Here is a 9707-nt window from a genome sequence, read left to right on the forward strand (position 1 = left end):
CATCAAAAGGCAGGACTAAAGTCCCACTTCCGATGAATAATTAGCTTACTTTTGGGAAGTGGGACTTTAGTCCTGCATGTTTTCATTTATATAAATAGAGACTAATCCCTTCAATCAAGAAAAACCACTAGATTGGTGGTTAACTGTACTTAACTTGTATTATTTAAACCCGTTTGCCCTGAGATGATAAGATAAATATTGAAGAGATTATCTAGGATAGGATAGGAGAAAAGCACCTTCAAAAACAACCACACGAGTGAATTAGTTAAGAAGGCGTTTATCAGCTCTACTAGGTAGTAGAAGCCGTATTTTTAGTTAACAGGATCGGCCTGCAACACAATGCTACCTTCAGTGGTGAACACGTCTTGGCCAAATTTCACACGTGAATAATCATGGTCCAAACCGCCTAAATCTTTAGCATTACCTTTATGAACAATAAATTTAAATTTTGCCCAATCATCCCCTTTTAGTGGCACAACATAATAAGCACCATACTTCTCAGAAATACCGGTCAGTGGGAATGCATCAAACCAAGTGGTTGCTTTAGCCACGTCACCAGACCAAATATGTAATCCCCAATCAGCGTATTCATTATCAGCACGCTTATAATAAATAACCGCTTCACTCGGACTCGGACTATATAAACTAGCGATGCTATTCACTACAACTACCTGCTCTTGGACCTCTGCTTCCACAGCTGGTTTAGTGGAACAACCAGCAATGGTTATTGCGGTCAAAGCGGCAACTAAATATTTGTATTTCATAAAATATCCTTATTGGTTTCATTTGAATTTTTATTGTGTTTTACAACGTATCCCAAACGCTAAATGCTTGAAGATATTGAAATTATAAAAGCATAGTGGCAGGAATGAATCAGCCTAGCACCGTTTAAAAAAGGCTTAGCCTCAGGGAGTAGAGGAGTATTTTGAGATATATATTAATTTATAAATATAAGCTTAATATGGATTAAAATAGGCCTTTAATCATGCCCAATAGAGCGTGATTAAAGGCCATAAATCGCAGCGTTATCGATTACTCGCTTGCGCACGCACTTTTGTCAGCTGCTTAGCGATATTATTTACCTGTTCTTTTGCAAAAATTTCATCAAGGTTCATTGAAAGTTTACGACGCCAGTTAGGGTATTCATCAACAGTCCCCGGAATATTGACCGGTTTATCCATCTCTAACCAATCTTCTAACTGCACACTAAACAATGCTGAAGAGCCTGCTGCAAGGTGTAACTGTAACGCATCACTCAGATATGAATCCATCGGTACCAACGATGCATCACGACCGATTCCATCTGGTAAATTTCCATGTCCTGCAACACTGTCCAAAATTGCTTGCTTGCAAACTAACCTTTCATTAGATAATTTAGCTAACTGTTGCATATCCGTGTACAGACCGAGATTTTTACCCATCTCTAGATCATCGCAATGCCAAAAACCTCTCAGTGTTGGCATATCATGGGTACAAAGTGCAGACATAGATTGTGCTTGGTAATGTGAGGGAGATATAAATCCGCCATCATCAGCACTTTCATAAAAGAATAACTTGTAAGAGTGAACACCAGCATCAGTAAGTAGGCAGACAATTTCATCGGGTACAGTGCCTAAGTCTTCACCAATAACGGAGCACTGTTGGCGATGTGATTCAAGCGCAAGAATCGCTAACATATCGTTAACAGGATAATAAACATAAGCCCCACCTGTTGCGTCTTTACCTTCTGGGATCCACCATAAACGTAACAATCCTAATACATGGTCGATACGTAATGCGCCACAGTGTTTCATGTTGGCACGAAGTAATTTAATATACGCATCATAACCCGTGGCTTTTAGCACTTGTGGATTAAGAGGTGGAAGCCCCCAGTTTTGTCCTAGTGGCCCAAGTACATCGGGTGGCGCACCGATGCTTGCATCAAGTACCAAATTACCATTATCTGCCCAACTTTCAGAGCCTGAATTTGCAACTCCCACAGCGAGATCTCGATATAAACCAACAGACATACCACTTTCTTCAGCAAGCTTTTGAGCTTCATTAATCTGATTGTCAGCAATCCACTGAAAATACAGATATGCCTGAACTGACATTTCATTTTTCTTGATAAATTTTTGTACCGCAACGCTATCAAATTGTCGGTATTTTTCAGGGAAAACAGGCCAACCCCAAATAGAAGAATCTTGCCCATGCAGCTGAGCATGAAGCGCATCAAATGTAGCTTGATGTTTTAAGCTTTCCCCACCTTGCTCTACAAAAGAGAGAAAATCACTCGCCCGTGCACTTTCTTTATCAAGATGTGTGACTTTAAACTCTTTAAATAACAGTGGCAGTACGCTCATTTTAAGGGTAGCGACTTCGCTATAATTAACCCAGTCTTCTTCGCGCACCAGCTTAAGGCGTTGCTGAAATTCTGCACTACCTACTTTTTGTTGCGCTTCGATGCTCAGTGCAAATTCTGGTACTGCATTAACATCAATGTACATGATGTTTAACCAACTTCGTGAAGAAGGACTATAGGGGCTCGCACTTTCAGGATTTGCAGGGAAGAGAGAGTGAATCGGGTTAAGACCAACAAAATCACCACCACGAGATGCGATTTCAGTAACCAGTTGCTTTAGATCGCCAAAATCACCCATTCCCCAGTTGTTAGGCGTTCGTAAGGTATAAAGCTGCACACTTGGTCCCCAAAGTTTTTCACCTTTCTCTAAGCTGTCTTGCTTATAACAACAGCTTGGCGTAACAATTAGGGTCATTTGGTAAGCGCTAGCACGGCGTTTACGTGTTACTTTTAATTTATGGTAACCCCATGGCAGATTAGGAAGTTCAAATACCAGTGGGCCACCTTTAGCACGCTCATCACGCACAATCTGAGATTGCAGATAACCTTCGAATACTTCCCCCTGCTCTGTGCTAAGGTGCCAGCTAAAATCACTTATACGTGCACCAGCAGTAATATTCAACTCAATATGCATAGGTTGATCATCACCTTTGATGACCTGAACCGGTAACAACGGCTCTTTTTTGTGCTTTTTCTGTGCAGATTTAAGTAATTTTTCATCACTGGAAGTGTCATAACCTAAAGAGGCAAGCAAGCTACAGATAGTCTCATCTTCTACGATAGCTTCATCACCCCACGCACTGATATAACGGTCTGAAATGTTAGCCAACTGTGCAACTTGTTTTAATACTGATTGTTTCTTCATCGTACTCTCCGGTGGCACGATGTGCCCCTATTTATCTAAATTGGAAGTATTGGTCTAAGCCTTAATACTTCTCAGTAAGCGTTGTTATGTCTTTTCAAAAAGACTCACTACCCAAAAAAGCCGGACCGTTATGGCCCAGCTTGTTTATAACAATGGAAATTTTAACGGTGTACTGCTTTTAATTTCCAGATGTTGTTGACGTAGTCACGAATTGACCGGTCTGAGCTAAACTTACCGACCAATGCCGTGTTCATAATTGTTTTGCGTGTCCAACCTTCTTGATCACGATACTGTGCATCCATATCTTCATGCGCTTTAACATAGGAAGCAAAGTCTGCAAGACAGAGGTACGGGTCGCCACCATCAAGCAGTGCATCATAAATTGTACGTAATCTTCCTGGTTCATCGGGTGTGAACGTCTCGTCAAGTAACATATCCAGCGAGGCTTTTAGCAGCGCGTTGCTGTTGTAATAATCATATGGGTTGTAACCATCAGCAATTAACGCTTCAACACCATCAACATCTAACCCGAAGATATAGATATTTTCATCGCCCACTTCTTCACGAATTTCAACGTTGGCGCCGTCCATCGTACCGATAGTCAATGCACCGTTTAGCGCCATTTTCATGTTACCCGTACCCGAGGCTTCTTTTCCGGCAGTTGATATTTGCTCAGAGACATCGGCAGCAGGAATGATAATTTCAGCCATGCTAACGCGGTAATCAGGAATAAAGATGACTTTCAGTTTGTTATTAATACGCTCATCATTATTGACAACCTGTGCAACCTTATTAATCGCAAAGATGATCTCTTTTGCCAAATGATAACCAGGCGCGGCTTTTGCTGCGAAGAAAACAACGCGCGGTACCATGTCAAAATCAGGTTCATTTAACAGGCGGTAATACAGAGAAAGAATGTGTAACAAATTCAGATGCTGACGTTTGTATTCGTGAAGACGTTTGATTTGCACATCAAAGATTGCATTAGTATTTAGCTCAATGCCCATGTTGTCTTTAACCCACTGCGCAAGGTGTTGTTTGTTATGTTTCTTGACCTCCCTATAATCTTTTTGGAAGGTTTTATCCTGCGCAAATTTAGCGATTTGAGTGAGCTGATCCAGATCAGCTGGCCAACTATCACCAATTTTGTCAGTAATTAACTCAGAAAGGCCTGGATTACAGAATTTTAACCAACGGCGAGGTGTCACACCATTAGTTACATTTTGTAGACGCTTTGGATACAGTTCATGAAACTCAGGGAACAGGTCACGTTTAACCAGATCAGAATGAAGGACCGCAACACCGTTGACAGCATGAGAGCCAACAACCGATAGGTTTGCCATACGTACTTCACGGTGGAAACCCTCTTCAATAATAGAAAGTTTGCGTTGTTTCTCTACTTCGCCAGGCCATTTTGCATGTACTTCTTGCATGAACAAGTGGTTAATATGGTAAATAATTTCCATATGACGAGGCAACAAATGCTGTATTAGCGACTCAGACCACGTTTCCAACGCTTCCGGTAATAAAGTGTGATTAGTGTAAGCAAATGTCTTAGAGCAGATTGCCCATGCAGCGTCCCACTCGAAGTCTCGCTCATCAACTAAAATGCGCATCAACTCTGGAATAGCGATAGCCGGATGCGTATCGTTAAGCTGAATCGCTTCGTAACGAGCAAGATCTTCAAGCTTGTGCCCTGCTTCATCATGACGACGTATAATATCTTTCATCGAAGCAGCACTATGAAAGTACTGCTGCATAAGACGCAGTGTTTTACCCTTTTCGTGATTGTCGTTTGGATAAAGAACTTTGGTGATATTACCCGCATCAATCAAAGCATGCTGTGCTTCAAAGTAGTCACCATTATTAAAACTTTCTAGAGAAAAAGGGGCTATTGCCTGACATTCCCATAAACGTAATGGATAAACAGTGTCACTTTCATAACCCACGATAGGAAGATCCCATGGCATGCCTTTAACAAACATACCCGGCACCCAACGGCGCTTTTCTTTACCATTTTCAAGGTAAGCTTCTACATGTCCAAAAAAACCTATCTCTTGTGCGTACTCTGGACGCGCAATTTCCCATGGATACCCTTCAACACCACGCCATGCATCTGGCGCTTCTTGTTGATGACACTCTGCAAATGATTGTTTAAATAGACCATATTCATAATGCAGACCATAACCCACCGTTGGAAACTCTTGTGCTGCACACGAATCCATAAAACATGCAGCCAGACGACCAAGACCACCATTACCTAATGAAGGATCGCGTTCCTCTTCAAGTAGGTCTGAAAGACTGTGCCCCATCTCTTTCATTGTGTCGTCAATTTGAGCATAGAGCCCCATACTAATCAGGTTATTACCCGTTAGACGACCAATAAGAAACTCTAGTGAGAGATAATTTACGCTCTTGGCATTTTTAATGCGTGGATCTTGCTCGGTTGCTAATAAATCCCCCGTTGTTAATCCGGCTAATGCACGACCTAACGCGAGGTACCAGTCACGCGAACTCGCCGTTGCTTCGGTTTTTGCGTAAGTGGTCTTTAAGTGATTTAGCACCTCTTTTTTAAACAGTTCTTTATCAAATTGCTTTTGCTTAGTTGGTTTCATTATTCAGTCCCTTAAGTTAGTTATATTTAACTGAGACTAATTTTGCGGGCATATTGAATCGAAAACATCCTCCTAACTTTATGCGACAGAAGGAGGAGCAGTGAGGCGTAGAGACACTATTTAAGCAGTTCACCAGCTCGACTTAAGCCCATCTTCCCTCGACGCATAAACTTATCATTGATTTTTAGCAGACTTAAAAACCATTCAAACGCTGCACCATCCGTGATATTCGTCACGAGATTGATAGAGATCACAGTAAAATTTAGTGTACTTCAAGCAATTTTGAGACTCATCATTGGCACTCAGTTAACTTGCCGTAGTATCCGTTTGGTAACATAACAATGACGATTAACGATTAATTAAAATTAAAGAGAAGTGATATGTGGCTCCCTTCAAAGCTAACAAAACCTGGTAGATTACATAACGCAATTCTAAGACCGCGTGTATTACATTTATTGCAGAAAGCTCAATCTTACAAGCTGGTATTATTCCGCTCACCTGCGGGATATGGAAAAACCACAATGGCAGCACAATGGCTAGCCGATAAACCTTCAGTTGGTTGGTATAGCATTGATAAAAATGATAATGATGCCTTTCATTTTATAAATTATTTCATTCAGGCAATCAACAAAGCAACCAATGATAGTTGCCCTAACGCCCAGACGATAGCTGAAAGACGCCAATTTTCTTCATTGCATTCGCTGTTTACAGAAATGTTTAGCGAACTTTCTAACTTTCAGCAAGAATGTTATCTGGTGCTCGATGATTATCACCTGATCAAAGAACACAATATTCATGATGCAATGCGCTTTTTCATCAAGCATATGCCAGACAATATAACACTGGTGATGACCAGCCGAACCTCTCCCTCTTTAGGCATCGCTAATTTACGTGTGCATGATTTAATGTTCGAAATAGACCATGAACAGCTTGCCTTCGATACAGAAGAAACAACGCGCTTCTTTAACCAACGGGTACCTGAGGGCGTTGATGATAGCACCGCAGAGAACCTTCGAAACTATGTTGAAGGTTGGCCTTCTGCACTGCAACTTATTGCATTGCAGGCACAACACAAGAAAAAGACGCTTATTCAATCTGCCGAGTCTGTCTCAAATTTCAGCGATGGCCATCTGTGGGATTATCTTGTAGAAGAAGTTTTTGATATTTTAGATGAACAAACACGTCATTTTTTAATGCAATGCTCTGTGCTTAACACCTTTAACGATACCTTAATTAAAGCACTGACTGAACGAGAAGATGCGCTCAGTATGCTTGAGTCTTTAAATCGCTACGGTTTATTTATCTATCCGCTAGAAGGTGAACAAAACTGGTATCGATTCCATCATTTATTTGCAGATTTTCTAGCACATGAACGTCATGCCAGAATTCCTCAAGAAGAGCAAAACTTGCATCGTAAGGCGGCACAAGCATGGCTGGATATTGAAGTTTACCAACAAGCAATGCTTCATGCACAAAAGGCAAAGGATGGCGATCTACTTGCGCAAATCGTCTTTGATCATGGTTGGCGTATGTTTGACCATGGAGAGTTAAGCACACTTGAAAAAGCAATCAACGACCTGCCCGACGATATGTTATATGCAAGTATGAAGTTACCGCTATTAAGAGCATGGCTTGCACAGAGCCAGCACCGTTACGTTGCGGTAGAAAATATGCTCATTGAAGCTGAAAAAGAGATAACAACACGAAATATTTCCTTAACCGCCAATGATAAAGGGCTGGTTAATACGCTGCTTGCACAGGTTGCTATCAACAGTGATGACCCCGAAAAAGCATTACAATTAGCTGAACTTGCCCTTACCCAGATAGATGCACAGGCTTACAGAGGGCGTATTGTGGCAACATCGATCGTGGGTGAAGCGAATCATGTTATGGGTCACCTCATTAAAGCATTACCCTTAATGCAACAAACTGAAAAGCTAGCGAGGCAACATAAATTTTTCCATCAAGCTTTATGGGCAATACTGCAGCAAAGCGAAATATTAAGAGCACAAGGTTTTGTGCAAGCCGCATTTGAACTGCAAAACAACGCATTTATACTTGTTGAAGAACAGAAACTGCAACAATTACCCTTATACGAATTTCTGCTACGCAACCGAGCACAAATATTTTGGTGCTGGAATCGTCTCGATGAAGCGCAAGAATGTGCCTATAAAAGCATCAGCGTTCTAGACAATATTGATCCGAGTAAACACCTCCATTGTTACTCAATGCTCGCTAGAATAGCGGTTTGTCGTGGTGAACTTGATAATGCAACACGATTCATACAACAAATTCAACATCTTATTCAGCAATCAACTTATCATGTCGACTGGACTGCAAATGCCTCCCTCTCATTACTGATATATTGGCAAGCACGTGGAGACAGTGAGTCAGTGCAACATTGGTTAGACACAACCCTTCGCCCAGAAGAGGCAAATAATCATTTTTTACAGCTTCAATGGCGTAATATTGTGCGCGCATTGATATTTACAAAGCAGTATGAAAAGGCAAAAGAAACACTCTCAGTACTTCAATCTAACGCAAGAGATTCAAATTTGGTGACCGATATAAATCGTAACCTTATCATTGAAACTGTTTTAGCGATTCAAACTGGCGATGAACCATTAGCATCTGAGAAATTAAAAGAAGCACTGTGTTTAAGCAATCAAACCGGCATGATCAGTAATTTCTTGATTGATGGCGCAAGCATTGAACACTTACTTCAGAAACTAATGAATAAGTCAGAGTTAGGTAATATGGAAAAACACCGTACCCAACTATTACTCAAAGATATTTCCAGTAAGCAAAGAAGTCGTTCAGTCCATTTTGATGAGAATTTTGTAGACAAGCTGATTAATCACCCCAATATTCCAGATCTGGTACGCACCAGTCCTTTAACACAAAGAGAATGGCAAGTACTGGGTTTGATTTATTCTGGCTTCAGCAATGAACAGATTGCTCAGGAGCTTGATGTCGCAGGCACAACCATCAAAACACATATTCGTAATTTATACCAAAAACTGAACATTGCGAACCGAAAAGAAGCAATTAAAAGCGCAGAAAACCTGCTTACACTGATGGGGTACAGATAACATCTATAGCCGTTATCATTCAAGGAGCAAAATTCAGCAAGCGGTGAGGTGAGTAGATTCTAAGCAGAAAGTTGAAGGTCTAACGGGTTCAATCGATGCTTTCTAACAAATTGTTAAATGCCTGCATTTAATCAATGTCGATAGAGGATTAACATAAACCCGTTAATTCTTTTGTAGTTATTCTAAGTCGAAATTTTATAACGACGTAGATGGGGGCAAGTTGCCTTGCCCTGCGTTGCAACAATCACAAAAGGAAAACCATTACCTCATGTTGCTCTGGTTACCGAACGTTGTGCCTGACAAAGCACCTTGAAGGTTTGTGTCTGAGGTTATAAAAACATAACTATTTTAATTGGTCTTGAATGTTTGTGATTTTGAGGGATGTTGTTTGTTTGGTGTTTTTGCAGGGTATTTGAAATGGGTTGCGAGAGCAGAATTTGAATCGATGACCTTCGTGTTATGAGGCTCAAATTCTTAAACCACAACAACTAATACCATTCCGCTTAATATAATGATCAGGTTTTACGCAGGGTAAATGACTAAGGTCAAGGCGCATGATTGAGTAATAGCCGGCTATTGCGATTGAATGCAACGCAGATATTAGTCATTTAAACCAGTACTTAGGCGGATTGGTATTACATTCAAATTAACAAAATTTTCCTCACCGTCCCCCAAATTATCACGCCGTTCATCCCACTCCCATACGTCACCAGCTTGTTGTTCGAATTCATTATCATCTAAGCTATCTAGGTAAAATAGCATGGTAAAATAACTTGTTTTATCATTTTCAACAG

Annotated in this window: 5 protein-coding genes; 1 reads left to right on the forward strand and 4 read right to left on the reverse strand. The window is 40.9% G+C overall.

The features are described from left to right. Nucleotides 1–311: 311 nt before the first annotated feature. The 3 genes from G322_RS0114305 to G322_RS0114315 form a co-directional block, all read right to left on the reverse strand. Entirely contained in the window at nucleotides 312–764 is a 453-nt protein-coding gene (locus G322_RS0114305; protein ID WP_022942428.1) for a pullulanase-associated domain-containing protein, read from the reverse strand. A 261-nt stretch (nucleotides 765–1025) separates the two neighbouring features. Then, nucleotides 1026–3206: a 4-alpha-glucanotransferase gene (gene malQ, locus G322_RS0114310; protein WP_028866650.1), complete on the reverse strand. Its 2181-nt coding sequence runs from the start codon at nucleotides 3204–3206 to the stop codon at nucleotides 1026–1028. A gap of 161 nt (nucleotides 3207–3367) precedes the next feature. Next, a complete protein-coding gene (locus G322_RS0114315; RefSeq protein WP_022942430.1) occupies nucleotides 3368–5821 on the reverse strand; it encodes a glycogen/starch/alpha-glucan phosphorylase in 2454 nt (817 codons plus the stop codon). A gap of 380 nt (nucleotides 5822–6201) precedes the next feature. Here G322_RS0114315 and malT point away from each other — a divergent pair, with 380 nt between their 5' ends. Continuing rightward, on the forward strand, nucleotides 6202–8913 hold the full coding sequence (gene malT, locus G322_RS0114320) for an HTH-type transcriptional regulator MalT (RefSeq protein WP_022942431.1): 2712 nt from the start codon (nucleotides 6202–6204) through the stop codon (nucleotides 8911–8913). A gap of 600 nt (nucleotides 8914–9513) precedes the next feature. Here the strand turns inward: malT and G322_RS23765 are convergent. Beyond that, the coding region (locus G322_RS23765; protein ID WP_169337492.1) for a hypothetical protein at nucleotides 9514–9707 on the reverse strand (194 nt) is incomplete at its 5' end.

The sequence above is a fragment of the Psychromonas hadalis ATCC BAA-638 genome (genome assembly GCF_000420245.1).
In the GTDB taxonomy this organism is placed as follows: domain Bacteria; phylum Pseudomonadota; class Gammaproteobacteria; order Enterobacterales; family Psychromonadaceae; genus Psychromonas; species Psychromonas hadalis.

What these genes read in the sequence shown, in the direction of transcription:
- G322_RS0114305 (WP_022942428.1), bottom strand. Translation starts at nt 764, where the DNA reads ATGAAATACAAATATTTAGTTGCCGCTTTGACCGCAATAACCATTGCT.
- malQ (WP_028866650.1), bottom strand. Translation starts at nt 3,206, where the DNA reads ATGAAGAAACAATCAGTATTAAAACAAGTTGCACAGTTGGCTAACATT.
- G322_RS0114315 (WP_022942430.1), bottom strand. Translation starts at nt 5,821, where the DNA reads ATGAAACCAACTAAGCAAAAGCAATTTGATAAAGAACTGTTTAAAAAA.
- malT (WP_022942431.1), top strand. Translation starts at nt 6,202, where the DNA reads ATGTGGCTCCCTTCAAAGCTAACAAAACCTGGTAGATTACATAACGCA.